Below are 26,428 nucleotides of genomic sequence, written 5' to 3'. Positions count from 1 at the left end.
TTCAGCTTAACTTCCATGTTCTGTATAGTATATTCGTATTATATAATACTTTTTTGGTATAACTTTCATTTGTAATTTAAGTGTAAACTTGCTGTAACAATGTAACATATATGTAATTATAATGAAAAAAGCTACCGTTCAAACGGCAGCTCCACTGGTATATCATCCCATAAAAATTAATTCTATTTCTAAATTGAGTAAATACTAAAGCTTTGGGTAAAGTTGCTGTATACATTAACTAACGCAAAAAACAGAAGATCATTTTCTCCCGCATCTTTATATCAGTTCTTTTTACTTTTATGCCCTGAGTCGCTATTATTTCCGTCATTTCCCTTATCCGCATTTTTGTTACTGTTTTCATTCCCCGAGGAATTTTCAGCCTCTCCTTTTCCATCATTATTCAATTCATCCTGAGGATCAGAAATACTATCAGTTGTATCCTTCTCCCCAGGTGAATTTGGAGCTTTACCCTGCTCCTTATAATTTTTATCTTTATCAGACTTTCCTGAACTTTCCTTACCCTTACCGGGATTTAACGGATTGGACTCACTTTTGTTGTTTATGCCGCTGCTTTGTTTTCCTATCTTTTTATCTTTTTTTTCAGGGAAAGCTTCCCCCGCTTTGTCTGCCTTAGGTTTATCATTACCATTACCGGTTTTATCTGTTTTATTGTTTCTATCCAGCTTATTTTCCATGTTTGAAGATTCGTTGCCTTTATTACCCTTTTCTGGTTTCACATTTTTAGTTTTGCCTTTTTCCATTACTGCTGAATCATCCGGATTACTTGTTTCCACAGTGGGATCCTGTATATTTCCGGGTTTATTTCCCGGGCTGCTTTTTGCTTTACCGGAATCATCTTTTTTATCTTTTTTCTGTTTTCCTGTCTTTATCGCATTCATAATATCTCTGACAGGAGCATCTTTATATTCTTCTGCTTTCACTTCCGGTGCTACTTTCTGGAGCCTCTCTATCAAGAGTATCTTGCCTGGAGATATCCCCAGGTCGGCAGCCTTATCATGCTTGTCGATACTAACATTTTCAAATATTACTTCCGATTGGATCCTCTCTTTTTCCAGTTCTTTAACCGCAGCCTTCTGAAGGTTTTCTTTAATTGCAGCAATCTTCTTCTCATTCTTACTTGATACTGTAAACATAACTGCGTTTGTCAAATCCTTTACGCTGATGCCGTCTTCACCCGGTACATTTTTAAGATAACCATTTTCCACAGCACTTTCCAAAATATTTTCAATTCCATCTTCTATCTTCAGGTTTCTATATTTATCCCGGGAAATAATTTTGTCCCCGTCTTTATTTAATGCTTTAGCGCTTAATATCCTGTCGAATATATTGGTAGTGATTTCGATGCTTGGGTTAATATCTATATTTATATATGAATACGGGGTAAAATAAGCATATGTTCCAAGTCCTATGCCTAAAAACAGAACAATAACAGCCGCAATAGACACCATCCTGGTAAATGAGTATATATTAACAGGATTTTTAGCCGGAACATCTATTTCATAGCCTACCCTGTACTGCTTCCCATTTTTGATTTTTATAAAATCCCCGTTTTTGTTCAAAACTACCGCGTATTTCCCCTGAACATCTACTACAACTGCTTTCATCCCTGTCACCCCCCTGATTACTACTCCAGGTAATCTCTTATGTACTGGTAATCTCCAGTCGATATGATTATTACTGCTATTATATACTTTCGTGCTCTTTCGATTTTTTTTCGGGGTATATCCAAGCTTTTTTCTATTTCCGCTATTGGTATATACTTCTTTTGCTTTATAAGCTTTATAAGTTCAGGCTCTGTCAGTAGAAATCTTACTATATCCTTATACATTTTTCTTGTTTTATCATGCTTTGGTGAAGCTTCGGCCAATTGTACAAAGCTTATATCCCACGCCAGCAGTTCGTCTTTCAACTGCTGAAGCTCCAGTCTTCTGTATTCGCTAATTTCTTCTCTGGTAAAATTCTCTATTGCTTCTCCGGCACTAAGGTCTACTACTGAATCATCTTCGTCATTGTAATATTCTGTGAGGGATATAACATTAGTGTGTCTTTTTTCTTTCCTGTAATAATCTATTAAACGTCGCTTAATCACATTCTGAGAAAAGGTTAGAAAATTGCCTTTTGCACTGTCATGAGATTTTACGGCCTCAACAAAAGCCATGAGTGCAATACTCAATTCATCATCCTCACCATATCGCACGTACCGGCCTGTAACCTTTTCCACACATGAAGCAATAAAGGGCTTATAATCCTCTACAAGCTTGTTTATTTCATCTTCGTTGTTTTTGATTTTTTCTACCCTTTCATTTATAGAAACAGGTTGCATTTTTGAGCCTCCCAGGCTTGAAGCGTATGGAATACGCAAGTTAAGGTTGAACTGTGATGAATGAATATACGCTCCATAATTATACCATAAAACCCTCAAGCATATTCACTTTGATGACATAGTAAAAACAAAACAGGCTGTGAAAAGTACAGCCTGTTATATTATTCGGATTTTTAGCTTATTTTTTTAGGGTATAAAGTATGACAAAACCATGCCAATATATTACATTCCCCCACCGACTCATCTTTTTGAAGAAATATCTGTATATTAAAGTCCTGAAGAACACTTCTCCTACAGATTAATTCTCATTAGATGACATAAAGAATCTATCAATTTCAAATTTATCCAGTCCTGAAATTACTTCATCCGCCTCAGCTAATATATCTTTGTCCCCTATACCCACAGCATACATTTTTGCACCTTTGATTGCTTTGACACCAGCCTCCGCATCTTCTACGCCGATACAGTCAGAAGGTGAAACATCAAGGTTGCATGCAGCTGTCAGAAATATTTCCGGGTCAGGTTTCCCTTTGGCTATTTTTGAAGCATCTACAACATAGTCAAAATATGCTCTTATGCCAAGCTTGTCAAGTACCGTAAAAGCATTTTTGCTGGCTGATGCAAGCCCTGTCTTAATTCCTCTGCTTTTTAGCTCTTTCAATACGTGTTCAACCCCTGGAAGTATGTTTTCCGGAGTCATCCCCTCTACCAGCTCTTTATAGTACTCATTCTTCCTGTAGGCCATTGCATCCTTTTCATCCCTGGTATATAGCTTTTGAGACCTCTTTAGTATTATCTCAAGCGAGCTTAATCTGTCTACACCTTTAAGCTGTTCATTTATCTTTTCATCAAAATATATCCCCAGTTCATCGGCAAGTTTTTTCCAAGCCTTGTAATGAAATTCTGCTGTATCCGTTATTACCCCGTCCAAATCAAAAATAACAGCTTTTTTCCCCAAAATATTAACCCCCTCACATCTCTGCTTCAATTTTGCTGCCTGCGCAAGGCTGATAGCCTCTTTCAAACAGGTTTATGCTTATTGGCTCTCCCGATATGTTTTCAATAGTTACTTTTCCGGGATTTACAAGTACTTTAAGCTTGCTTCCCCTGAAAGTAATCTTGAAAGAATAGCCCTTCCATTGCTCTGGAAGGTATGGTTTTAGGTAAAGGGTGCTACCCTTTACTTTTATACCTGCAAAACCCTGGATGATAGCCAGCCAGCTTCCAGACATACTTGTAAGGTGCACACCGTCGTCAGTGTCATCATTATAGTTGTCAAGGTCCAGACGGGCTGTTCTTAAGTAAAGCTCATAAGCCTTTTCCTTGTATCCTATCCAGCTTGCAACTATGGAATAAATACTCGGTGAAAGTGATGATTCATGCACTGTCCTAGGTTCATAGAAGTCAAAATTTCTTCTCATGCATTCCGTGTCATACCTGTCAGGAAAGAAGTAAATACCCTGAAGCACATCCGCCTGCTTGATAAAGCACGATCTCAGAATTCTGTCCCATGACCAGTGTTTGTTTAATGGCAGTACATCAGAAGGCAGATCCTTTACAAGTACTTGCTCCTTGTCCATGTACAGGTCATTTTGCTCAAATATCCCCAATTCATCTACAACCGGGTAATACATCTTGCTAATAATATCCTTCCATTTATTTAGCTCTTCTTCTGAAATTTTGAACGCTCCAACAGCCTTCCGGTAGCTTTCCGCGCTATCCCCTTTTATCAGTTCCAGCGATTCGATTGTATATTCGAGCGTCCATGAAGCCATAGTATTAGTATACCAATTGTTATTTACATTGTTTTCATATTCATTCGGGCCTGTAACCCCCAGAATCATATATTTGTCTTTACGCGGGTTGTAATTCACCCTGTCAGCCCAGAAGCGGCTTATTTCCACAAGGACTTCTATTCCATACTCTTTAAGGTATGATGTGTCTCCTGTATAGCTTGTATAGTTATATATAGCATAAGCTATAGCTCCATTCCTATGAATCTCTTCAAAGGTTATCTCCCACTCGTTGTGACATTCCTGCCCATCCATAGTTACCATAGGGTAAAGAGCACCTTTAAATCCGAGTTTAGCTGCATTCTCCTTAGCCCTCTCAAGGTGCAGATATCTGTAATACAGCAGATTTCTTGCTACTTCCTGGTTAGTGTAGAGATAGAAAGGAAAACAGTACGCCTCAGTATCCCAGTATGTACTTCCTCCATACTTTTCACCGGTAAAGCCCTTAGGTCCGATGTTCAACCGCGGGTCCTTTCCGGTATATGTCTGGTTAAGCTGAAAAATGTTATACCTGATACCCTGCTGAGCCTTTACATCCCCCTCTATTACCACATCACTGTCTTCCCATTTTCTGGCCATTTCTGCGCAGTGCTCTGTGAATAAGATATCATAGCCTTTTGAGTAAGAAAAATCCAATTTTTCTAAAGTAACAGCTTCCAGTTCAGTTTCCTTATGATCTCTTGAGGTGCATACCGATACAAATTTCTGAACTTCTACAACACTTCCCTGCTCAGCTTCCACTTCAATTTGCTGTCCGGCATATTTTTCCTTTAGCAGAGGCTTCACCGCAATACTCAGTTCCTGGTTGCTTTTAAATATCTTTGTTTTCGCAGCTGTTGCTAACACAAAGCCGGTCTTTTTTGTCTGCATAGTAAGTAATGCAATGCTTTCATCCGCCTTTTTATTTACCTCTATCCAGAACTTTTCACCATAGTTTGAATCTTCGTTTGACACATCCCCATCAAGAAAAGGTATAAAAGTCAGTTTTCCACTATAGTTTAACGGTTCTACTCCAACAGAAATACATGCAATTTCATTGTCCGCCATGCTCAGAAATCTGGTGAAGCAGAATCCGGTTTTTTTCCCATTGTCCATTACTGCTGTAAATCTCCGTGTAAGAGTACCATTACGCATATCCAGTTCTCTTGTAAAGTTTTCTACTCTACATCCCGCAAGGTCAAGCTTATCTCCATCTATGTAAATTTCTATGCCTATCCAGTTTGTTGAATTAATAACCTTTGCAAAGAAATCAGGGTAGCCGTTTTTCCACCATCCTACCCTTGTTTTATCAGGATAATACACCCCAGCCACATAAGTCCCCTGCAAGCTGTCCCCTGAGTACCCCTCCTCAAAGAATCCTCTTAACCCCATATGCTCATTACCTAGACTAAGTATGCTTTCGGAAAAGCGGTTCAACTTTGGATCGAACCCTTCCTCAACTATGCTCCATTCTTTAGCTTTTAAATATTCTATCATTTCTCAACTTCCCCCTAATTAAATTGAACTAAAACTTATTATATAACATAAAAACAATTCTCTGAATAGCTTCTTTATAAATTTTGGGGCTGTTGTCGACAACAGCCCCAAAATTATCTATCTATTAAGATATTTTTTGTATTACTTATTTTTTAGCTTTTGCTGTTATTGCTTTCTCGATCTGCTCCAACATCTGTTCGCCGTTTGCTTTGTCAGCCAGGTATGCCTGCATAGCAGCAGCTATATCAACGTCAGTTCCTGATGGGAGTAAATCGAAGAACCATCCTAATGTTTTACTGTCTTTAGCATATTCACTAAGTGATGCACTAAGTGGGTTTAATTTAGTTGACTGGATTGTAGTGAAAGCAGGTATGAACTGGAATTCATCAGTTATGTATTTCTTACCAGTATCTGAAGTTACAAGCCAGTTTAACCATGCTTTTGCTTCATCTTTAACCTTGGAGTTTTTGTTTATGCTCCAAGCCTGTGGCATACCAACAAATACTTTTTCAACTTCCTGATCTGAAACAGGCATTGGTAAGAATCCTACATTAAGCTTGTTGTTAACTTTTTCAATGTTACCCCAGATCCAGTTACCCTGCTGAATCATTGCAGCTTTTCCAGTAGCAAAATCATTTACTGAAGTGTTATAGTCTGCAGTGATCATGTTTTTCTGCCCATACTTCTTAGTTAAGTCAAATAATTTTACCCAACCTTCAGCAATAGCATTTCCTTTCAATTTCTCTGTTCCTGCATTCAGACCTTCAACAAATTTACGTGGTTCTGCCTGATTTGCAAGAGCAGCATTTATGTTATGCTTTCCTAATACCCAGAATTCCTTGTATCCGTTTGAGAAAGGAGTTATGCCTGCAGCCTGGAGCTTTTTACAAGCATCTTCAAGCTGTGCAAGAGTCTTTGGTACACCAGTAACTCCAGCTTTTGCAAACAAGTCTTTATTGTAAGCAAATCCATAGCCTTCTATACACTGTGGTTGACCGTAGAGTTTTCCGTCCTTCATCATGGGCTCTGCAACACCTGCTACTAAATCTTTTGCCCATGCTTCGTTAGTAAGATCTTCACATTTGTCAATCAATTTGTCAAGATCGGCATAACCATTACAGTTGAAAATATCCGGCTCTTCGCCTGAAGCAAACCTTGTTTGTAACATTGCCTGATAGTTTACTCCACCACCTGCAGTTTCAATTTCGAACTTAACACCGGTTTCTTTTTCGTAATCCTTAGCCATCTTATCAAGCTGATCTTTGATTTCTACTTTAAGCTGGTACATCTTAATTGTAACATCTTTTTTAGCTGGTTCTTGCTTTGTTGTGTTTTCTGCAGTAGTTTTAGTTCCTGCATCAGTACTTGTGGTATCGGTTGTTTTACCGCAACCTACGCTTAGAGTTAATAGCATAGCAGCTATTAAGGCAAAAGACAGAATTTTTTTCATTTTGTGTTTCCTCCCATTTTTTTTTTATGTTCACATGCCATATTAACTGGCATGGATCACACATATCAACCCTTTACAGACCCTTGGGTAATCCCTGCAATTATGTATCTTTGAAGTGCTAAGAATAGTATTATTATTGGAATTATGCTCATTACCAGTGCTGCCATAGCCAAATCCCACTGCTTTGTATATTGTCCGAAGAAAGAATTTACTGCAAGGGGCACTGTTCTTAACTTTGGTGCCGACAGTATAAGGTAAGGAAGCAGGAAGTCATTCCATATCCATAAGCTGTTCAATATTACCACAGTTCCCGTAATCGGCTTTAACAGAGGAAAGACAATCTTCCAAAACACGCCAAATCTTGTACACCCGTCAATACTTGCAGATTCCTCAATTTCAACTGAAATTGATTTGATGAATCCATGATAGAGGAACAATGTAAATGCTACACCAAATCCCAGATAGCAAAACAGTATCCCATAATAGTTATTCTGCCAACCTACAGTTTTTGCAACCCTTACCATTGGTAACATAATGGATTGGAAGGGAATAAGCGAACTTGATACAAAAAGTCCAAACAAAAGTGAGTTGAACTTGTTTGGATGGCGCGCCATCCAGTATGCTGCCATAGAGCTTATGATTACAAGACCTACATTACTTGTAACCGTTATTATCAGCGAGTTCATAAATACTTTGGGATAGTTTAGTATACGGAATACTTCATAATAGTTTTGTAAATTTAATGCACTTGGGAGTGAAGCCGTACTAACGGAAATTTCCTTGTAAGTCTTAAAGGAGTTCACTAATACGAAGTAAAACGGAATCAAAAACACCAACGCTAAAGTGATTGCCAATATTCCTGCAATTATAAGAATCTTTGTACGTTTCGCTGTCATTATACCTGAATCTCCTTTCTCTTAGTAGCCCACACCTGGAAAATAGTTATTGTTGCTACAACCATGAAGAAAACAAAGGCTTTTGCAGAACCAAGACCAAAATTGTTGCTCTGGAATGCCTCAAAGAATATGTCTAACGCAACCGATTTAGTCGAATTAAAGGGTCCTCCGTTTGTAAGCGAGAAATTCAGATCAAACATCTTAAACGCTTGTGAGAGTGATAAAAACAAGGAAACGGTTATAGAGGGCATTATCATAGGTACTATTATACTTCTTAACCTCTGCCAATAACTGGCTCCGTCAATATCTGCCGCTTCCATCAATTCTTTCGGCACGTTATTTGTTATTCCGGCAATATATATTACCATCAGATATCCGGCAAATTGCCAAACAAATACTATGACAGTTCCCCAAAATCCTGTAGCTTCAGTGCCGAGCCAAGGCAACAAGAATAATCCTATTCCCGTAGCATTTCCTATTGTTTCAAAACCTTTAATAAAAACAAACTGCCAGATAAAACCTAGCAACAAACCCGAAATTACATTAGGAACAAAAAAGATTGTTCTCAGAATATTTCTGAAAAATACGTTTGAAGTAAGTATTAAAGCAAGTACAAATGCAAGAACATTGGAAATCAATACACTTGCAACACTGAATCTGATAGTAAACCAGAATGAAGCTAAAAAGCTTTCGTCTTGAATAATTTTCCCAAAGTTGCTAAGCCCTACAAATGTCTTACTGTCAGAAACTCCATTCCAGTCTGTCAACGAATAATACATGCCCATGAAAAATGGAATGAGCATTATTATCAGGAAGAAAAATATTGCTGGACCTGTAAAAGCAATTTGTAGCAGCCACTCACGCGGTTTCATTTTTTTCAACATGTGTTTCTCCTCTCTTCCCGAGAAAAATTACCTGCAAAATTCTTTATAAAACATTTCATCATTACTGCCAATACAGTAATAGTAATAATCTTGTGCTTACATAAGATGTGCTGTATACAGTCTTATTCCACCTCTTAGCATATTACAATTAATACTTTAATCAACCTGCATTGCGTTCACACTTCACTATTTTATTTTATAGCTTTCTGATATTGAATTTAATAGAATATATAATGATTTTGTTTAAATTTTTCACATAATATATATATGAAAATATATACAATTTCCGAACTAAATTTTCTTGGAATAATGTGTCAATGAAATCCGCCTCGAATGACTGAGTGTATCCGACATTTGGGGCGTCTTCCAATCTTACTGTTTATTTGCACCACATAATAATCCAGATGAAACTTCTTTCATCCGGAAAGAACAGATTATCCGGTGCTTGTAAGAATTCTTTTTAAAATAATTTCATACGAAGTTCATATAAGCTGAGAAGAGGTGGCTTTGAATGTGTTTTGAGTCTTATTGAAACTAGTAATATTTAAAACAAGCTGATATCCTTAGAAATAATATCCCTATAATCTGTAGGCGACACTCCTACAACTTTTTTAAAGCAGGTACTGAAATACTGTGAGTCTGTATAACCCACCTTTTCAGCAATTTCATAAGCTTTTAGATTTGTCTCCTTCAAAAGTCTTTTAGCATGGTTAATCCTGACTTTTGTTAGATACTCTATGTATGACTCTCCTACTACCTGCTTGAACAACTGGCTCAGATACCCCGGACTTACATATACGTTATCTGCAATAATACCTAAATTCAAATCCTCAAGGGCATAGTTCCTGTCTATAAAATCCTTCGCCTTTTCAATGAAATTCCTGTTGACAGCCTTCCTTTTAGAGTTTATAAAGTCTAAGGTGCTTTCTATCAGTTCCTTGAGCTTAAGCCGTACACCTTCCAGTGTGTCATAATTCATAAGCATTAAGGGAGAAAATTTTTCACCGTATATATCAACCACGTCGCCATCAAACTCAAGTACAATCTGCTCTAACTTTACCAAAAGTTCGATTGCGAATATTTGCATATGATCTTTTTTAAAGTTCTGATCAGATTTAAGGGTGTCAAGTACTTCATCAACGTGTTTGCAGGATAATTCAAGATCCCCCCCTTTTATAGTTTTAACCAGTTCATTCAATTTTTCAAAGCTGCATGATAGTGGCGAATACCTGTCAGCAGGATTGATGTCTCCGATAAACAGCACATTATTCTTGCCAAAAGCAGTTCTGAACTCTAAAGCGCTTTCAGCTTCCCGGTACGATTTGCTAACTTCACTTAAACTTTTGTAACTCCTGCCTAAACCGATAGATATAGTAGTTTTAAAATATCTCCAGACACAATCCTTGATTTTTTGCAAAGACGGATAAATATTGGACATATATTTCTTTTGGTTTCTGCTGTTATGACAAGCCAGAACTCCAAGCTCACTTGGTTTTTCCTCAAACATAAAAAACAGCCCTTCTGTTTCTGAAAAAACCTCGCCGGATATATTCTGCACAGCAAATTTTATCAAGTTTATTTCATCCTCATTTTGTTTTTCAGCGAGACTTATATAATCATCCAGGCTGATTATCAGGCAGGAAAACCTGTCAGCGTCAAGATTTATGTTCAGATACTCCAGCTTATTGTTTATCTCGTTTTCTTTCAGCTTCCCTCTTACCAGGTTGAGAAAAAACCTTTCTTTTAAAAGCGGCAGGCTGTCTTTTATGAGCATCTTAAGCTTTTGTACCTGTGTCTTCTCAAGCTCCCTGTGTTCAAGCTCTTCACATGCTTCACCGAGAACCGCCAGCAGCTCGCTTTCCTGAATAGGTTTGACAAGATACCTGAATACACCTAGTTCAATAGCTCTTTGAGCATAGTTGAATTCATTATATCCGCTTAAAAAAATTATAACAGTTTCGGGGAGACACTGCCTGACTTCCTTGGCAAACTCTATTCCGTCCATTATGGGCATATAAATATCTGAAAGAATAATTTCCGGCTTGACTTTCTGAGCGATCTCAATAGCTTTTTTACCGTTTTCAGCATCTGCTACTATATTAAAACCATACTTTTCCCAATCTATGAATCTTATAAGTCCTTCTCTAATGATCTTCTCATCATCGACGATCATAATACTGTGCACCAGGAAAACACCTCCAGCACGGAAATAAAGATAGTATGAGAGTGCAATTTGAATTGATATAGTTGAATTATAGCATGTATTAATATAAAATTAAATAGTGTAGTCTTATCAAATTTAGAAAAGTTTTTTCCAATTTTTGGTCTAACTTGCTTGAAGTCTTATTTTACTGAAAGAAGATTCACATCTGCCGGATAGCAGATGCTATAAAATAAATATAAGCCTATAAAAAACATCTTGATGTTTTTTGTGTGCCGAATGTGATAATTCACTTGGCACAATGGGGACTGGAGGTAAAATTGACAAGAAGGAGCTTAATAGTTTTTTTTATAGTTTTTGCCGCTATTTCAGTTTTTGCAGTAATAAAACTATATATATCAAATCCCGGTATTGATTCGTACTTCAGGGATAAGCCTCTTAAAACGCACGTACCCAGCACAAATTCGCACACAAAAAAGACCATTGTATACTCTTACGGCGGGACAGACCATGGCGGCTCAGTTAAGGAAATTGTCAGGTTGTTTCAGAAAGAAAACCCCGATGTAGAGGTCAAGCTTCAACAGCTTCCAAGCTCTACCGACTATCAGCGCAATGCCTACAAGCTTGCCCTGTCTTCGGGAGATGACAGCTTTGATGTTTTCAACGCTGACCTTGTGTGGACTGCTGAGTTTGCATCTGCTAACTGGATATTACCACTTGATTCGTTTTTCATTAGTGGGGACCGCAGGATGTTTTTGCCGAACACTATAGAGTCATGCACATATAATAATAAAATATATGCTGTACCTCATCGTACCGATGCAAGTCTTTTATATTATAGAAGTGATATTATTTTTAACCCTCCAAAGACTTACAAAGACCTTATAGATATGTCAAAAAAATATATGAGCACCCCAGGAATCAAGTATGGATACGTTTTTCAGGGGAAGTCATATGAAGGCCTTGTGTGTAATGCGTTAGAATTTATCTGGAATAACGGCGGAGAAATAGTCAAAGACGGGAAGGTAGTCATTAACTCTCCTGAAGCTATAGAAGGTCTGCAGATATTTATAGATATTGCAAATTCAAACATTACTTCTCCCGATGTCCTGACTTTCGAAGAAGAAGATGCCCGGCTGGCATTTCAGGATGGTACTGCAATATTTATGAGGAATTGGGCTTTTGCATATAAGCAGCTAAACAATATGTACAATTCAGAGGTAAAAGGAAATGTGGGTGTTTGTAATCTGCCTCTGGGGCCAAAGGGCAAAAAAAGCATAATGGCACTCGGTGGTTGGAACTATATGATGAACGGGCATACAAAAAACCAGGAACTTGCATGGAAGTTTATAAAATGGGCAAGTTCTTACGAGATGCAGATAGTGGATAGTGTCATGGGAGGATATATCCCTACGAGGCAATCTGCCTATAATAATAGTGAAGTTTTAAAAATAAATCCCTGGATTTCACAATTCAAGAGTTCTATCGGAACTGCAAAGCTAAGACCTGTATCACCAGGCTACTCATCTATTTCCGAGTCGATGCAGGTGAATTTCAGCAGTGCTCTGGTAAAGAAGATTGATGCTAAAACAGCTATAGAAAACATAGAAAAAGATCTCTTAAGAATCTATAATAAAAAAAGTAGGGATTAGCATGAAGATTACAGCCAAAATAGGTTTAGTAAGATATATAAAACAAAGATATATTTCATCCCCACTTAATGTACAGATCAATATTGTCATAGGCTTGATTATCCTTGCTGCTATGATTTCTGTCATGGCATTTGCATATACCAAGACACAAAGCCAGGTAAAAGCCAACTTCACAGAATCCGGTCATATGATTCTTCAGGAAACTGTCGATAAGGTAAATTCCAGACTGAAAATCGTAGAAAATACAATACTTATGATCTCCAATGATTCAAGGATAATAAATTATAGTTCTGTATCGAAAGATACAAGTGAACGTGAAATAAACAAGTATTTGAATAACTGTATAGACTTTAATAAGTATGATATATACCAGGAAGGCCTGGCCTATATTCAAAACTTTGTCGACGATCTCATATACATTAATGACAGGAGCACCGTAGTAGCAAGAAGATTACATTTCACCACATACAATATCAACAAGGGGCTGGACAATCCCTGGTTTAAAAAAGCTTATGAAAACAAAGGCAAATTAATATGGACCGACCACTTCTACAACAGTACGTCAGAAAAAATGCTTAGAAATAATCTCGAAGAATTCAGTTCTCGTCTGAATCAGTTCATGCTGATAAGATATATGGTCAACCCCCAAACTTCTGAGGATGTCGGCTACATAGCTGCAAGTATCAACCTTGAGAACTTATCTACGCTCATTGACAATATAAAGTTCGGGAAAAGAGGTAATATTTATATTATTGATGAAAAAGGAACTGTTATAGCCAGTGAGGACAGGACACAACTACTAAAAACAATAAACTTCGACAACAATTCAATCAGTAAGTTAGCGGTTAACAGTTCAATTTCTTTTGAGGGATTTATCGGCGGAGAGAAGTATTTCATTTTCAGCTCTCCGATTTCCATTAACAACTGGAAACTGATTTTAACAGCTCCGGTGAAAGAATTGGACAACTCTCTGTCAAACTCTTTGTTCTCCGTAATTATTATAGGGTTACTAGCTTTCCTTCTGATTATATTTGTCAGTGCGCTTATTATTAACAACGTTTCAAATCCGCTGAAAAAGATACTTGTGTATATAAAAGAAACCAGGAATGGCAACCTTAACCAGAGAGTCGATGTAAAAGGCTGCTTAGAAGTAAATCAACTAAGTACCGAGTTCAACTTTATGCTGGACAAGATAAACGAATTGCTGAACAGGATAGTTGACGAGCAGAATGCACTAAGGAAATCAGAGCTGAAAGCTTTCAGAGCTCAGATTAATCCTCACTTTTTGTATAACACACTTGACTCAATAAAATGGCTTATAATTTCCGGCGATGGCGAAAAAGCATCAAGGCTGATCGCTTCACTGTCAACCTTTTTCAGGATAGGCCTAAGCGGAGGCAGGGAAGAAATTCCGGTAAAAGATGAATTTGAGCATGTAAAGCAGTACCTTTCAATTCAGAAAATAAGATGCGGCGATACTATGGATTACTTGATAGACATAGATTCAGAAGTGGAGAATTGCAAGACACCAAAACTCATACTTCAACCGATTGTTGAAAATGCCATACTACATGGTCTGAACAGGAAAGAAGGTCATGGTTTTATTAAAATATTAGGAAAGAGAAAGGACGATTCCACTATTATCTACGAAGTCACCGATAACGGTGCCGGAATGACTGAAGAAGAGCTGGAACGCCTGAATAAGCTTGTAACCAACCCCCTAATTGAAAGTACTGCAGGTAGTCACGGATATGCCATGAGAAACGTCAATCAAAGAATAAAACTGAGTTACGGCGACGAGTATGGCATTAATTACAAGAGCAAACTGGATGTAGGAACGGTTGTAACTGTGACAATTCCTGTCATCGAGTAAGTATTTTATTTTACCGTCTTATCATGTCATGACATTCGCTGCATTCAGCATCATGTAGGGATAATACTCCGCCACACTCCTTGCACGTCCAAATCAGCCTTTCCCTTGAGAAAAAAGCATCAAACCCGTTTTCACGCACCATTATGCTGTTTTCAACAATGCTCGTCTTATATCTTTTCACATAGCTCTTTTCAAGATTCTTTATTTGTCTGCAAGGGAATTCACCACATTTCATGCAGTATGTTATTCCCTTTTCTTTTGCACATTCTTTGATTGCACAACGCCTGCACCTCTCCGTTTTGTTTTCATCACTGCCCAAACATCCGTTGCAGGGTTTCTTTTCCCTGAGGTGTACGTAGCAGACCATACAATCTATTCCGCATGGTGCAAACATCTGACTTCCGATTTTATCAGGCATTTTCATACTATTTGCCTCTCTTTTCTTACTTATCATACTTTAAAACGGTATACCGTTTTTTCCTGTTCGGCATACCGTTCAAAATCAATTATTGTATTTATCTCCTATGACCCTTGCAGCATGTACCCCGCTTGCTGATGCCTGTGACAGTGAATGCGTAACACCTGAGCTGTCTCCCAGAATGTACAGACCCCTTACTTGCGTTTCAAGGTTTTTGTCTACCTCTACCTTTGAATTATAGAACTTAACCTCAACCCCGTATAATAAAGTACTTTCATTTGCAGTACCGGGTGCTATCTTGTCCAATGCATAAATCATTTCTATGATATCGTCAAGCTGCCTTTTCGGAATAACAAGGCTCAGATCTCCCGGTGTTGCACTAAGTGTAGGAACAGTAAAGCTCTGCATCAGCCTATGCTCATTTGTCCTGTGGCCTTTTACGAGATCACCAAATCTTTGTACCAGTACCCCTCCGCCCAACATATTACTCAACCTGGCTATGGATTCACCATATTCATTACTATCCTTGAACGGCTCGGTAAAATTGTTTGATACAAGCAGCGCAAAGTTTGTATTCTCAGTATGAAGCTTTGGGTCTGAATAGCTATGCCCGTTTACCGTAACAATTCCATTGGTATTCTCTGTTACCACTTCCCCGTAAGGATTCATGCAGAAAGTTCTGACCAGGTCGGAATACTTCTTGGTTCTATATACAATCTTGCTCTCATAAACATCATCAGTTATATGTGCAAACACAGCAGCAGGCAATTCTACACGTACACCTATATCAACCCTGTTGCTTCTGGTTTTTATACCCAGCTTAGCACAGATGCTGGAAATCCATTTTGATCCTGAACGGCCTGTCGCCAAAACCAAGTCCCTGCAGTTAAAACTTTTATCTTTAGTGTATACTGCAAATCCATTGTCTGTCTTTTCTATATCTTCTATTCCTGAATCAAAAAGTATCTCAATTTTATCCTTCAGGTGATTATACATATTTTCCAGTATGACCAGGTTTCTGTCGGTACCGAAATGTCTGACCTGTGCATCAAGCAAGTGTAGGTCATTTTTAAGCGCTTCGGTCTTCAGCCTGGAATTAGCTGTGGAGTAAAGCTTTGCACCAGCGCCTCCCATGCTGCAGTTGACCTCATCAACATAATTCATGAGATTTAGTGCTTCTTCCTTACCCACGTATTTATATAGCTCTCCGCCAAAGTTATTTGTAATATTATATTTACCGTCGGACATACTTCCGCTTCCGCCATAGCCATTTACTATACTGCAGGACTTACAATCCAGGCACGCTTTTATTTTCTTACCATCAATGGGGCACTTTCTTTTTTCAAGGGCATGTCCTTTTTCTATCATTAATACCTTTAAGCCGGGATTTACCTTCGTTAATTCATAAGCAGTAAAGATACCGCTTGCTCCTGCTCCTACAATTACTACATCATACATATCTTTATACCCCCATCTTTACTCATTGGTTTTTACACATTAAAAACTCTAAAGTCAAAACCAGCTCCAACTTTAGAGTAAAATCTATGCATACGCGCACATTGATGTAATTGAACAAAACCTTGTTAAGTATAGCACAGAATATCGGACTTGAAAAGGGTTAGCTTAAAGTTCCATTCCAGCCACTTCAAAAAGATAATCCTGGCATTTGATCCGGCTTGTTTTTGTATGGGATAAAAGCCTTTCTTGCAATCCAGATTGGAAAACCGCGCGTTTTATATGTCAGAGCTTTTAGCCTATCGAAATATGTGTTAATATTATAATATAACAAATTTAATAAAATTGGGGGTATTACCATGAAAAAGTTCAGAAGCAGTATCTATCTCATGCTGGAAACAAGAAAAACCTGGGAAATAAATCCCAAAACCAGGGTTCATGACAACAATATCAAAAGAGATATGAAAAAACAAAGACAAAAATGTAAGAAATCCTGTAGGGAGTACTTAAAGGAAAGCCCGACAGGATTTTTTATTTTACATCACTTTTATCTCAAATTTATCAAAGTTGATTTTTTCAACAAAGTGCTCCTCTGTAAAAATCGCTCTCCTGTAATTTACAAATTCTGCAGTATTGTTCCGTAGCCACATTGGAACCTGTATGTCGAGTTCCCTGCAAAGATGTATCAGACAATATTCCAATGCATCTCTATAGCTAAGACTATCATCCTTACTCTCAACAACCGCTTCTTTTAATGTTATCCTGTCCTTTACTATTCTCCCAGTCAACCTCAAAAGCTTTTCTCCTTAAAAAAGATTTGCTACCACATCTTTCTTTAATTATAGTATTAACAGCATATATAAACAACCTCGTTTATATAAATATTATTAGCAATAAGCACATATATAAACAAAAAACCTGACAGTAACAAACTGCCAGGTATAGCAGGTATTATCCTTTATTAAAATCTAACTTACATTCCCTTGTCCTTTAAAAGTTTGTATTCAATAGAATCAACAAGTGCCTTCCAACTGGCATCAATAATGTCAGTTGATACACCTATCGTAGTCCATACTTCGCATCCGTCCGTAGATTCAATAAGAACTCTAACCCTTGCTGCAGTAGCTTGATCCGAATCCAAAACCCTAACCTTGTAATCTGTTAATTTCATTTCTTTTATCTTAGGATAAAATCTTTCAAGCGCCTTTCTTACTGCCCTGTCAAGAGCATTTACAGGACCGTCGCCTTCCGCCGCAGTAATCTCATCCTGCCCGTCAACCTTGATTTTTATCATAGCCGATGAATTTACCCCTTCGAGGGATGGCTCATCTACAATAACCTTGAATTCCCGTAGTTCAAACAAAGGCTCATACCGCCCCAGGACTTTCCTGATTATGAGTTCAAAAGAGCTTTCTGCCCCCTCATATTGATACCCTTGATACTCCATTTCCTTTAGCTTTTCCAGTATAAGTCTGGTCTCCGGAGAATCCTTCGTAATACTCTCATCTACTTGATTTATCGTGCTGAGCACAGCACTGCGTCCGGCAACCTCTGACATCAGGAATGTCCTTTCGTTGCCCACAGATTCAGGATCCAGATGCTCGTAAGTTTTTGGATTTTTACTGACTGCATCGGAATGCATGCCCGCCTTGTGTGCGAAGGCACATCTTCCTACATATGGAGCTCTCTCATCAAGTATGACATTTGCTATCTCACTCACATATCTGGCAACTGAAGTTATATATGCAACATTTTTTTCCGGTATGCAATCAAACCCCATCTTCTGCTGTAGATTAGGTATCAGTGTACACAGATTTGCATTACCGCACCTCTCGCCATATCCGTTAATTGTTCCCTGTACCTGAGTAGCACCGGCCTGAACAGCCATTATTGAATTTGCCACTGCCATTCCGCTGTCGTTATGGCAATGAATTCCTATAGGGATATCAAATTCTTTTACCACTTTCAATGTAACATCATAAATCTCCGACGGCAGGGAGCCTCCTGTAGTTTCACAAAGGCAGATACTATCCACGCCTGCATCGTAGGCAGCTTTGAGTGTCTTAATAGCATACTCAGGGTTTGACCTATAGCCTTCGAAGAAAAGCTCAGCATCAAAAACCACTTCTTTCCCCTTATTTTTAAAGAAATTAATAGTATCATAAATCATTTTCAGGTTTTCATCCAAAGTAGTCTTTAAAACCTCGGACACATGGAAATCCCAACTTTTCCCGAATATTGCTATGGCAGGTGTATCAGCTTTAAGAAGCGATTTTACATTTGCATCCTCACCTACCGCTATGTTTACCCTTCTGGTGCTGCCAAAAGCAATAACCTTTGCATTCTTAAATTCTATTTTCTTAATTCTGTCGAAGAATTCCAGATCCTTGGGGTTAGACCCCGGATTTCCAGCTTCTATATAGCTTACACCCAGCTTATCAAGCCTCTCCACGATTTTCAGCTTATCCTCGACCGTAAATGAAATCCCTTGAGCCTGAGCTCCATCTCGAAGAGTCGAATCATATATGAATATCTTTTTACTCACTTTATCCCCTCCCCTATTAATTCAACTGCTGATCACAATTAATTTACCTTCCTGGTTAGCCTGACAAGTAAAGAACAATCATACTTTCTTACTCATTACAAAGCAAGCTTAGAGCAGCTACACTTGTTTTCTCTAAGCTTTAAACAGATAGTTATTAACAATAATTAATAATTTATTTCCTTCTGTCAATCTTTGTTGATTATACCTTCACCAAGCTCACTTATCGCTCTGTTGATAGCATTTATATATGCCTTTACACTGGCTTCAATAATATCCGTACTTACGCCTCTTCCAACGAAAATCTTACCATCTTTCAAGACCCTGACTGTTACCTCTCCAAGAGCGTCCTTTCCTTCGGTAACAGCTCTCAGACCGTAGTCTTCCAGTTCCAGGCTGATTCCTACAGCTCTTTCTATAGCGTTAAAAGCAGCATCTACAGGACCATCGCCTGTTGCAGCTTCTGTAATTGCATTACCGTTTCTGATAAGACTCACCATTGATGTAGAAACCAGTTTGTTTCCACTGTTTATCTGAAAGCTGTCAAGCTCAAAAATTTCGGGTACCTGAGATACTTTTTCTTCTACAAGTGCCTCAATATCCCTGTCCAAAACAACCTTTTTCTTATCAGCAAGACTCTTGAACTTTTCAAAAGCCTTTTGTATTTCATCTGAAGTAAGAGTCGTATAACCCATTTCCTTCAAACGGTCTTCAAAAGCATGCCTTCCGGAAAGCTTTCCAAGTACCATCCTGTTTTGGGCCAGCCCTATTGACTCGGGAGTCATTATCTCATACGTACTCTTTTCTGACAATACACCATGCTGATGTATTCCGGACTCGTGAGCAAAAGCATTTGCTCCTACTATTGCCTTGTTCGGCTGAACATTTACACCTGTGAGGCTGCTTACAAGCTTACTCGTTCTATATATCTGGGTGGTATCGATTTTATGGAATATATCATAATAATCTTTTCTGGTGTTTATACCCATTACGATTTCTTCAATCGCCGCATTGCCCGCCCTTTCACCAAGACCGTTAACTGTGCATTCAAGCTGTGTTGCACCATTTTCCATAGCTGCAAGGGTATTTGCCACTGCCAGGCCAAGGTCATTATGGCAGTGAACACTTATATCCGCCTTATCTATATTGCTGACATTATCCCTAATACCTTTTATGAGCTTGCCAAACTCTACAGGAGCGGCATAACCCACCGTATCCGGGATATTAACTACTGTAGCCCCGGCTTTTATTACTTCCTCTACAACCCTGTATAAAAACTCTACTCTTGTCCTGCTTGCGTCTTCAGCAGAAAATTCTACATCAGTACAGTATTTTTTAGCATATTTGACCATAGCTACTGCCCTAGCAAGTACTTCTTCTTCAGACATTTTAAGCTTATACTTCATATGAATGTCCGATGTAGCTATAAATGTATGGATTCTGGGGCTTTCAGCACCTTTAACTGCCTCCCACGCCCTGTCGATATCCTTCTCAACTGCTCTGCAAAGGCTTGCTACCGTAGCCCCTTTTATGTTTTCTGCTACTGCCTTTACAGCCTCAAAATCACCCGGGGAAGAAATAGCAAAACCAGCTTCTATCACATCTACGCCCAATCGTACCAGATGCCTTGCTATCTCCAGCTTCTCCTGTATATTCAGGTTTACTCCGGGAGTTTGCTCCCCATCTCTTAAAGTTGTATCAAATATTTTTATCTGTCTGGTCATAAAAACCTCCTAACCATGAATGGACATTTTGTACCCGCTTTCTATTATCTAATCTTCAGGTATGTCCTTTTCTATGTTTTCAATCTCATATTCATAAATATCTACGCTGCGGCCGGGTTGAATCAACTTAACCTACCGGATAAATCACGCCGGGCCTGCAAAGCTATTATCATGCTTATACCCTTCTATCCTCCACCCTTCCCCCTATATAGGGAGAAGGGCCGGAGATGAGGGTTTTGTCTATATTTATCTTTTACTACTTATCGTAATAGCCATAGCCTGTTGCCGGGCCGAAGGCTTTATTTCTTCAGCCAGCTCATCATTTTTCTAAGCTCTGCCCCTACTTTTTCTACCTGATGTTCTGCTTCTTTTCTTCTCATAGCTAGGAAGTTGGATCTTCCGCCGGATTTGTTTTCCGTAATCCAATTAGTTGCAAACTTCCCGTCTTGAATTTCTTCAAGTACTTTCTTCATTTCTTTTCTAGTTTCTTCAGTAATAATTCTCTTTCCGGTTACATAGTCACCATATTCGGCTGTATCACTGATTGAATACCTCATGTAGGCGTAGCCGCCCTGATTAATCAGATCTACTATAAGCTTCATTTCATGCACACATTCAAAGTACGCAATTTCCGGCTGATATCCTGCATTTACAAGTGTTTCAAAACCGGCCTTCATCAGCTCTGTAACTCCGCCACAGAGAACTGCCTGCTCACCAAACAAGTCTGTTTCTGTTTCTTCCCTGAAAGTAGTCTCAAGTATTCCTGCTCTTCCTGCTCCCACTCCTGCAGCATATGCAAGTGCATAATCCTTTGCTTTTCCTGAAGCATCTTGATATACAGCAATTAATGCAGGAACTCCTCTTCCTTCCTTGTACTGGCTTCTAACAGTATGTCCAGGCCCTTTTGGCGCCACCATAATAACGTCAACAAATTTCGGTGGTACTATCTGGAAGTAATTAATGCTGAAGCCGTGAGCAAACATCAATACATTTCCTTCCTTAAGGTTCGGTTTGATGCTTTGCTCATAAACATCAGGCTGTATCTGGTCAGGAACAAGTATCATGATTACATCTGCTGCTTTAGCAGCTTCAGCAGTATCAAGCACCTTTAATCCATCTGCTTCAACCTGCTGTCTTTTTTCCGATGCAGGATGCAAGCCTACAATTACGTTAACTCCGCTATCATGAAGGTTCTGTGCATGTGCATGCCCCTGGCTGCCATAACCGATAATTGCTACGGTTTTTCCTTTCAATAATCCTAAATTACAATCACTGTCATAATACATTTTAGCCATTTTAAAAATCACTCCTCATTATTATTGGTTGCTTTTATATACTTATTGCCTCTTTCGATGGCAATGGTCCCCGTTCTTACAATTTCTTTAATTCCGAAAGGTTTTAGCATATCTTCCAGTGCTGCAACCTTTTCGGTACCGCCGGATATCTCAATTGTCAATGTATTCTTTGAAACGTCAACAATCTTAGCTCTGAATATTTCTACAATTTGAATAATTTCAGCCCTGGTAGAAGCTGTAGCGGTTACCTTGATAAGTGCCAGTTCCCTGCTAACTGAATCCGATTTTTCAAGCTGCTTGATCTTGATAACATCAATCAGTTTATTGAGCTGCTTGCTCACCTGTTCAACGGTATAGTCATCCCCTTCAACAACAATGGTAATACGGGATATTTCAGGATTTTCCGTAACCCCCACTGCCAGGCTGTCGATGTTAAATCCCCTTCGGCTGAATAAACCAGCGACTCTAGATAATACTCCCGCATGGTTTTCAACAAGTACAGATAGTGTATGCTTCGCCATAATTCTTCTCTCCCCTCATTAAGGTGATGCAATCTTATGTTTTAGGCATTATGGATTCAAAATTCCTCATGCCGCTTTAACTTCAAATCTACAACAATTTATTCTTTATAACGTAGGCTCTTCCGGATCTACGATACATTCCAAAAGGTATGGCCCATCGTCTGCCAGCATTCTTTCCAGTGCGCCTTTGACTTCCTGATTGCTTCGGATGGTTTCTCCTTTAAAACCGTATGCCTCAACTAATTTTACAAAGTCAGGATTGCTTTCCAAATAGACCTGGGAGTACCGGCCGCAGTACTTGTTTTTTTGCAGCTCTCTTACCATACCCAGCCTTGAGTTGTTAAAAACAATAATTTTTACATCCACTTTGCTTTGCTTCATGGTTCCCAATTCCTGCATGGACATCTGAAAACTCCCATCCCCCGCCACAACAATTACTTTTTTATCCGGAGCTCCGATTTTTGAACCGATTCCGGAGGGAAGTCCATATCCCATGGTCCCCATACCGCCGGAGGTAATAAATGTCCTTGGGTTCTTTACCTTATAGTAGTTAGCTGCCCATATTTGGTTTTGTCCCACTTCGGTAGCAACAATGGTGTCCTCGCCAACAACCTCCGAAAGTATTGAGAACAGGTATTGGGGCCTAACAAAGCTTTCCCCGCCTTCCTCAAGGTTTTTCTGGGTTTTCTCTGCTTTAATTTTTTTAATGGTGTTTGCCCAAGGTTCTACATCCCCTTTTGCTATAATCTCCACCAAATCTTTTAAGATGAGTTTGACATCTCCCACAACAGGGGTTGCTGCTTCAATATTTTTACCGATTTCAGCAGGGTCGATGTCAATATGGACAATGTGTGCCTTTTGCGCAATTTTATTTGCAGTGCTCATGGCTCTGTCCGCAACACGCGCACCCATAATGATAAGCAAATCCGCATTGTTAAGTGCATAATTTGCCGTATAAACCCCATGAGATCCTATCATTCCGATATGCATCTCGTGAGCGGAAGGCACTGCACCGATCCCCATCAGGGTAGTTGCGACAGGTATACTGCATTTTTCCGATAACCGTACAAGTTCTTCGGATGCATTGGCATTGACCACGCCACCTCCTGCAATGATAACAGGAGCTTTGGCCTTTTGAATTACATCGGCAATCCGCTTGATCTGCACAGGATGTCCTTTATACGTAGGCTTATAGCCCTTTATATCAACTTCTTCGGGATACTCAAATTTTATTTCTTTTGTTTGCACGTCGATGGGTATATCAATTACAACCGGACCTGGCCGGCCTGTAGAAGCAATATGAAAAGCTTCCTTGATGATTCTGGGCAGATCCTTCGCTTTTTTCACCAGATAGCTGTGCTTGCAAAATGGAGCTGTTGCCCCGGTGATATCTGCTTCCTGAAAAACATCTTTTCCAATCTGTTCAGTTGCTACCTGCCCCGTAATGGCAACCATAGGTATGGAGTCCATATATGCTGTTGCTATTCCGGTAATAAGATTGGTAGCACCCGGGCCGGAAGTTGAAACACAAACGCCTACCTTTCCGGTTACTCTGGCATATCCACTTGCAGCATGTGCCGCTCCCTGCTCTTGTCTTGTAAGAATATGAGTGATTTTTGACTCTAACAAGGCATCATAAAATGGACAAATTGCCGCTCCGGGATAGCCGAATATTACTTCAACCTGTTCAAGTTCCAATGCCTTAATCATTGCCTGTGCTCCTGAAATTTTCATTGATTTTCCTCCTCCCGGATAATTGAAATTTTAAATCACATATTCAAAATTTGAATCAAGGTCCTTATGGAATAACCCTTAAAAAATCCAATAGGTATATTATGCACATCTATGGAAAAAACAAACTAAAAACCCCTTCATCACTGCAAATTTGTTTGCAGGGACGAAGGGGTATCTCATTCGTGGTACCACCCTGATTTCGCATATATTCAAATATATGCACTTTAAGAGTACTAAACTTCAATACTCAAACTGTAACGTAGTTACCGCTACTACTTACTTTATACTTTCGGCAGTAGAGCTCCGGAATGAGTTATACATATACCTCATGCATCGGTTTTCACCAACCACCGACTCTCTTTAGCAATCGAATATATCTTTGATTCCTTCATTGCAGATAGATCATAAACATATAATTGTATTAAATTGTATCAGCATTTTTTTGCCATGTCAATAATATTTTTAGAATTGTGTAGATTTTTCTGAGTATACGTAATCCTTTAACTATAAATAAATATTATTGCAGCGCTTTCCTTCAATCCTTCCAATTCCATACCCGTAGCAAAAGGATTTATGCATACAGGATATAAACAAAGCACTTAGAAAGATCCGCTCCTCTTTGTTTAGTCCCCTGTCCATCGTCTGAATAAATTCCCTTGTTTTATCCCGGGCGATAAGTTTTATCGCCTCTCTTGTACCTGTCAAGTCACACTCTAATCTTTCTCTCCCGTATTTCAGGTATTCTTTTAATACCTTTTCAAAGTCATTATGCTGATAAAACTTTTTATTGTTTGCCATAATATCCCCCTCTTTTTCCATATTTCATAACCATATTTATATTTTTAACTATTTCCATTAAAAACTATACTTTTTCGTAAAAATTTACAATGAAAGAATACCTACTTTAGAATAAGACAAATTTATCCGATTATTTACTATCCTATGAAATCATATTAAAATAAAGATACATGTCTTAGCATTGGGGGCTTAATACTATGAAAAAACTACTCTTTCTTATGTCTATAGCCGCATGCCTTGTACTTACTTCACTTGCAGCACACGCAAAGCAGGACTATTATGGGTACAAAAAAGTAGCTTCCTATGACAGCGGTAAAATAAAGGTGATTAGCTTTTCCTCCAAATGGAATACTGTGGGAAAGCTAAAATCGGTTGTTGACGAACTTCATAAAAACTTTCACGGTCATGAAATGGACAAATTAAAGGAAATCTATCTTTACCCCGACCAACACGGCTCTGCATCCGGGGATTACAGGTATAGTTATACCCAGGGGCAAAATAGAAAAATAACTCTCCAGTCAAATAATTATATCAACTTATATAATTGCAACACCGAGGATACCATCCCCAAAATCGCACGCACCCTCTCCCATGAATATGGACACCACTTTACCATTTACTACATGCTTCAAAAGGAAAACAAACTTCCGGGCTATAAAAATACTGAATACCAAAAGGTCCGCGGTCTTTTAAATCATAAAAAGATCAACAACGGAGAACATAAATGGAGTCTTGCAGAAATAGCTGCAGAAGACTATGTGGCTTATTTCGGCTCTTCAACAGGAAAAACCAGCAGGGTATTTCATGATATCTCGGGTTTTTCACAGAATTCTTCCGCCAAAGCAGTCATCAGCACAGATATTTATAATTTCTCACCACAGGAAAACAGTGAAATACAGGTAGCATCCAATGTACCTAAAGCCAAACAATATTGGCTGAACGCGATAGGCTATAAAGGTCCCGTTTTAGACAGTCCTCCTTCTCCGGCCTATGTATACGTTGATACTGTCAATCAAGCTGAAGAAGCCTTCCTTGATGACGGAAAGGAAATGTATACATATATCCTCAAGTGGACAAAAAGTGTGGACGACTCTTCCAAGAATCTTGAGTACACACTCGTTGCATATACCGATTCAATAGATGCCAGCCATGCATATCCGATTAAAACCGTGTATGATAAAGACCAAAACCGCACAGCGGTGGTTGGGTACTATGAAAAAGGTAATATATATGCCTATGACAGTCTTTTGGATAAATCCAAAAAATATATTTACTCAGTAACATTGCATTAAATTTATAGGAAAACATTTACGGTAGAAAAATAAAACTCCTTTGGCTAAGATTAGGTTTGTGTCCCGACCGATACAATCCCAAAATTAGTAAAGGAGCTAACTATGAGATATTATATCAGG

At 38.7% G+C, this 26,428-nt stretch carries 20 protein-coding genes and 1 other annotated feature; of the genes, 3 read left to right on the top strand and 17 right to left on the bottom strand.

The window, feature by feature from the left end:
* Positions 1-281: 281 nt before the first annotated feature.
* The 8 genes from N3I35_14125 to N3I35_14090 form a co-directional block, all read right to left on the bottom strand.
* Positions 282-1,625, bottom strand: a complete 1,344-nt coding sequence (locus N3I35_14125) for an anti-sigma factor domain-containing protein (protein ID MCX8131223.1) — start codon at positions 1,623-1,625, stop codon at positions 282-284.
* Positions 1,626-1,645: 20 nt separating this feature from the next.
* Complete coding sequence (gene sigI, locus N3I35_14120; GenBank protein MCX8131222.1) at positions 1,646-2,344, bottom strand: RNA polymerase sigma factor SigI; 699 nt, start codon at positions 2,342-2,344, stop codon at positions 1,646-1,648.
* Between the two features lie 298 nt (positions 2,345-2,642).
* Complete coding sequence (gene pgmB / locus N3I35_14115; protein MCX8131221.1) at positions 2,643-3,305, bottom strand: beta-phosphoglucomutase; 663 nt, start codon at positions 3,303-3,305, stop codon at positions 2,643-2,645.
* A 10-nt stretch (positions 3,306-3,315) separates the two neighbouring features.
* On the bottom strand, positions 3,316-5,613 hold the full coding sequence (locus tag N3I35_14110) for a family 65 glycosyl hydrolase domain-containing protein (GenBank protein MCX8131220.1): 2,298 nt from the start codon (positions 5,611-5,613) through the stop codon (positions 3,316-3,318).
* 145 nt (positions 5,614-5,758) lie between these two features.
* A complete protein-coding gene (locus N3I35_14105) occupies positions 5,759-7,063 on the bottom strand; it encodes an extracellular solute-binding protein (GenBank protein ID MCX8131219.1) in 1,305 nt (434 codons plus the stop codon).
* 65 nt (positions 7,064-7,128) lie between these two features.
* Positions 7,129-7,959 carry a carbohydrate ABC transporter permease gene (locus N3I35_14100; protein ID MCX8131218.1) on the bottom strand — a complete coding sequence of 277 codons (831 nt, stop codon included), beginning with the start codon at positions 7,957-7,959 and terminating at the stop codon, positions 7,129-7,131.
* Positions 7,959-8,843, bottom strand: a complete 885-nt coding sequence (locus tag N3I35_14095; protein ID MCX8131217.1) for a sugar ABC transporter permease — start codon at positions 8,841-8,843, stop codon at positions 7,959-7,961. The genes N3I35_14100 and N3I35_14095 overlap by 1 nt, the downstream gene beginning before the upstream one ends.
* Before the next feature lie 544 nt (positions 8,844-9,387).
* On the bottom strand, positions 9,388-11,028 hold the full coding sequence (locus tag N3I35_14090) for a response regulator transcription factor (protein MCX8131216.1): 1,641 nt from the start codon (positions 11,026-11,028) through the stop codon (positions 9,388-9,390).
* A gap of 296 nt (positions 11,029-11,324) precedes the next feature.
* On the opposite strand from N3I35_14090, the gene N3I35_14085 reads away from it, so the two are divergent.
* Positions 11,325-12,656 (top strand): ABC transporter substrate-binding protein, encoded by a 1,332-nt coding sequence (locus tag N3I35_14085; GenBank protein MCX8131215.1) that lies wholly within the window; start codon positions 11,325-11,327, stop codon positions 12,654-12,656.
* 1 nt (position 12,657) lies between these two features.
* The gene (locus tag N3I35_14080) at positions 12,658-14,529 is read left to right on the top strand and encodes a sensor histidine kinase (protein ID MCX8131214.1); all 1,872 of its coding nucleotides are present in this window, start codon (positions 12,658-12,660) and stop codon (positions 14,527-14,529) included.
* 10 nt (positions 14,530-14,539) lie between these two features.
* On the opposite strand, the gene N3I35_14075 is transcribed toward N3I35_14080, so the two are convergent.
* From N3I35_14075 to N3I35_14035, 9 genes are all read right to left on the bottom strand, one after another.
* Positions 14,540-14,953 (bottom strand): DUF3795 domain-containing protein, encoded by a 414-nt coding sequence (locus tag N3I35_14075; protein ID MCX8131213.1) that lies wholly within the window; start codon positions 14,951-14,953, stop codon positions 14,540-14,542.
* Positions 14,954-15,031: 78 nt separating this feature from the next.
* Complete coding sequence (locus N3I35_14070) at positions 15,032-16,405, bottom strand: NAD(P)/FAD-dependent oxidoreductase (GenBank protein ID MCX8131212.1); 1,374 nt, start codon at positions 16,403-16,405, stop codon at positions 15,032-15,034.
* 533 nt (positions 16,406-16,938) lie between these two features.
* Positions 16,939-17,196 (bottom strand): hypothetical protein, encoded by a 258-nt coding sequence (locus tag N3I35_14065; protein ID MCX8131211.1) that lies wholly within the window; start codon positions 17,194-17,196, stop codon positions 16,939-16,941.
* Positions 17,197-17,375: 179 nt separating this feature from the next.
* Complete coding sequence (gene cimA, locus N3I35_14060; protein MCX8131210.1) at positions 17,376-18,947, bottom strand: citramalate synthase; 1,572 nt, start codon at positions 18,945-18,947, stop codon at positions 17,376-17,378.
* Between the two features lie 185 nt (positions 18,948-19,132).
* Positions 19,133-20,668 carry a 2-isopropylmalate synthase gene (locus tag N3I35_14055; GenBank protein ID MCX8131209.1) on the bottom strand — a complete coding sequence of 512 codons (1,536 nt, stop codon included), beginning with the start codon at positions 20,666-20,668 and terminating at the stop codon, positions 19,133-19,135.
* 299 nt (positions 20,669-20,967) lie between these two features.
* Positions 20,968-21,963, bottom strand: a complete 996-nt coding sequence (ilvC, locus tag N3I35_14050) for a ketol-acid reductoisomerase (GenBank protein MCX8131208.1) — start codon at positions 21,961-21,963, stop codon at positions 20,968-20,970.
* An 8-nt stretch (positions 21,964-21,971) separates the two neighbouring features.
* Complete coding sequence (gene ilvN / locus N3I35_14045; protein ID MCX8131207.1) at positions 21,972-22,484, bottom strand: acetolactate synthase small subunit; 513 nt, start codon at positions 22,482-22,484, stop codon at positions 21,972-21,974.
* Positions 22,485-22,589: 105 nt separating this feature from the next.
* Positions 22,590-24,218, bottom strand: coding sequence for a biosynthetic-type acetolactate synthase large subunit (gene ilvB, locus N3I35_14040; GenBank protein ID MCX8131206.1), 1,629 nt, complete (start codon positions 24,216-24,218; stop codon positions 22,590-22,592).
* 156 nt (positions 24,219-24,374) lie between these two features.
* Positions 24,375-24,619 (bottom strand) — a binding site (T-box leader).
* 103 nt (positions 24,620-24,722) lie between these two features.
* Entirely contained in the window at positions 24,723-25,016 is a 294-nt protein-coding gene (locus N3I35_14035) for a hypothetical protein (GenBank protein MCX8131205.1), read from the bottom strand.
* Positions 25,017-25,213: 197 nt separating this feature from the next.
* On the opposite strand from N3I35_14035, the gene N3I35_14030 reads away from it, so the two are divergent.
* Positions 25,214-26,308 (top strand): hypothetical protein, encoded by a 1,095-nt coding sequence (locus tag N3I35_14030; GenBank protein ID MCX8131204.1) that lies wholly within the window; start codon positions 25,214-25,216, stop codon positions 26,306-26,308.
* The last annotated feature ends 120 nt before the right edge of the window (positions 26,309-26,428 follow it).

Source organism: Clostridia bacterium (genome assembly GCA_026414765.1).
Classification (GTDB): domain Bacteria; phylum Bacillota; class Clostridia; order Acetivibrionales; family DSM-27016; genus SKW86.
The sequence above is the reverse complement of the archived record's forward strand: the minus strand, read 5'-3'. Positions and strand labels throughout refer to the sequence as shown.

Coding starts and splice junctions, on each gene's coding strand:
- N3I35_14125 (MCX8131223.1), bottom strand. CDS start 1,625: ATGAAAGCAGTTGTAGTAGATGTTCAGGGGAAATACGCGGTAGTTTTG.
- sigI (MCX8131222.1), bottom strand. CDS start 2,344: ATGCAACCTGTTTCTATAAATGAAAGGGTAGAAAAAATCAAAAACAAC.
- N3I35_14110 (MCX8131220.1), bottom strand. CDS start 5,613: ATGATAGAATATTTAAAAGCTAAAGAATGGAGCATAGTTGAGGAAGGG.
- N3I35_14105 (MCX8131219.1), bottom strand. CDS start 7,063: ATGAAAAAAATTCTGTCTTTTGCCTTAATAGCTGCTATGCTATTAACT.
- N3I35_14100 (MCX8131218.1), bottom strand. CDS start 7,959: ATGACAGCGAAACGTACAAAGATTCTTATAATTGCAGGAATATTGGCA.
- N3I35_14095 (MCX8131217.1), bottom strand. CDS start 8,843: ATGTTGAAAAAAATGAAACCGCGTGAGTGGCTGCTACAAATTGCTTTT.
- N3I35_14080 (MCX8131214.1), top strand. CDS start 12,658: ATGAAGATTACAGCCAAAATAGGTTTAGTAAGATATATAAAACAAAGA.
- N3I35_14075 (MCX8131213.1), bottom strand. CDS start 14,953: ATGAAAATGCCTGATAAAATCGGAAGTCAGATGTTTGCACCATGCGGA.
- N3I35_14070 (MCX8131212.1), bottom strand. CDS start 16,405: ATGTATGATGTAGTAATTGTAGGAGCAGGAGCAAGCGGTATCTTTACT.
- N3I35_14055 (MCX8131209.1), bottom strand. CDS start 20,668: ATGACCAGACAGATAAAAATATTTGATACAACTTTAAGAGATGGGGAG.
- ilvC (MCX8131208.1), bottom strand. CDS start 21,963: ATGGCTAAAATGTATTATGACAGTGATTGTAATTTAGGATTATTGAAA.
- ilvN (MCX8131207.1), bottom strand. CDS start 22,484: ATGGCGAAGCATACACTATCTGTACTTGTTGAAAACCATGCGGGAGTA.
- ilvB (MCX8131206.1), bottom strand. CDS start 24,218: ATGAAAATTTCAGGAGCACAGGCAATGATTAAGGCATTGGAACTTGAA.
- N3I35_14035 (MCX8131205.1), bottom strand. CDS start 25,016: ATGGCAAACAATAAAAAGTTTTATCAGCATAATGACTTTGAAAAGGTA.
- N3I35_14030 (MCX8131204.1), top strand. CDS start 25,214: ATGAAAAAACTACTCTTTCTTATGTCTATAGCCGCATGCCTTGTACTT.